Here is a 1221-nt window from a genome sequence, read left to right as displayed (position 1 = left end):
GGAAAGGCTTTAACGGACGCCGGCTCGGGAGCATCATGTTCGATTGGTGCGCCGGCCAGATAAGAGGCTCGAACCGTCGCTTTGTCCGACTCGACTGTGCCGTCCACAACGCGAAACTCTGCGCCTACTATGAGTCGCTTGGCTTTATCCGCGCAGGACTATGGCAGGAACCCGGTCCCGGTGGCTACGTGTGGTCCCTGTACGAGAAGCCAGCTCACTGACGACGCAAGGCGACCTCGCGATCTTCAATCTGGCGATCGACAGCAAGCTGAGGACGTGTGACCTTACCGCGTTGCGGGTGTCCGACGTGTGTATGGGTTCGCGGGTATCGGCGCGCGCGACTGTTATGCAACGAAAGACGCAACGGCCGGTGCAGTTCGAGATCACGGAGCAGACGCGGGGTAGTACAGAAGCATGGATTCGAGCGGCGCAGCTTTCTGCCGGCCGATTACCTCTTTCCAAGTCGCATCCACGAATCGCCGCACATTTCGACCCGGCAGTATGCTCGGCTGGTGCATCGATGGATTCGATCCATCGGGCTTGACGACGCAGCCTACGGAACGCACACAATGCGGCGGACAAAGGCGTCGCTGATCTACCGTCGCACGAAGAATCTCAGAGCTGTGCAGCTTCTATAAAACATACCAAACTTGAAAGCACCGTTCGGTATCTTGGCATCGAGGTTGACGATGCGCTTGAGATGGCAGAGCAGACTGACGTTTAAACTAGGCTGGCCGGACGGCGAGCGGTCGCTGTCCGGCCAATGGAGTCATTCAACAGCATGAGCAAAACCGCTGACAATCGCTTAAGCAGATCGCCGGTCTTGACCGCGTTCTTGTAAATCGTGCGTCAGCGGGCAGCGCCGCGTCAAGAATTTCTATCGCTACGTCTAAAAGCGAGCGAGGTTGAATTAAGTTCGATTGGACTCTACTACAGCACGTTCTGAATTACTCGATCCACAGCCGCGAAGTGGGGGGCTGGTCGATGCTTTTTACCGGTCCGCGTTCCAATATGTGAGTCTCAATGCTGGACGCCATTTTTTTCGTTGGTAAAAGAACGGTGCGTTTGGCGTTGATGTACTCTTTTTTGCAGAAGACAATCGGCTGGTTTTTGCCAGCCGGTGAACGCCTGCAAAATAACAACAGCGCTATTTTCCGGAGAGGACTGCGCGTGAAAACAGAACCGCTTTCTTTCATTGACCTTGCCAGACTGGGCCGAACT

At 55.4% G+C, this 1221-nt stretch carries 1 protein-coding gene and 1 pseudogene; both read left to right on the top strand.

The window, feature by feature from the left end:
• Window positions 1–232 precede the first annotated feature (232 nt).
• Window positions 233–724 (top strand): annotated as a pseudogene (locus P7F28_RS09250) (tyrosine-type recombinase/integrase); the annotation flags it as partial.
• Window positions 725–1023: 299 nt separating this feature from the next.
• On the top strand, window positions 1024–1221 hold a 198-nt coding region (locus P7F28_RS09245), incomplete at its 3' end, for a hypothetical protein (protein ID WP_277184211.1).

The sequence above is a fragment of the Caballeronia sp. BR00000012568055 genome, from assembly GCF_029439455.1.
GTDB lineage: Bacteria > Pseudomonadota > Gammaproteobacteria > Burkholderiales > Burkholderiaceae > Caballeronia.
This window is presented reverse-complemented; position numbering and strand designations above follow the sequence as displayed.